Genomic DNA, 301 nt, shown 5'->3' on the forward strand with positions numbered 1-301 from the left:
GATCGTGCGCCGCGTCGTGAGGACGACCGTGGTGGGTACCGTGGACCGCGTCGTGATGACGACCGCGGTGGGCGTCCCGGTGGTGGCTTCGAGCGTCGTGACGACCGGCCGCGTGGGCCCCGTCGCGACGACGACAGCCGCGGCGGCGGGTTCCGTCGCGATGATCGTGCGCCGCGTCGTGAGGACGATCGTGGTGGGTTCCGCCGTGACGACAGCCGTGGTGGTGGGTTCCGTCGTGACGATCGTGCGCCGCGTCGTGAGGACGACCGTGGTGGGTACCGTGGACCGCGTCGTGATGACG

The 301-nt window shown here is 71.4% G+C and carries 1 pseudogene; it reads right to left on the reverse strand.

The window, feature by feature from the left end:
- A pseudogene (locus ACFU6I_RS02700) lies at positions 1-301 on the reverse strand (hypothetical protein); the annotation flags it as partial.

Origin of the sequence: Streptomyces sp. NPDC057486 (assembly GCF_042802415.1) — a bacterium.
GTDB lineage: Bacteria > Actinomycetota > Actinomycetes > Streptomycetales > Streptomycetaceae > Streptomyces > Streptomyces yanii.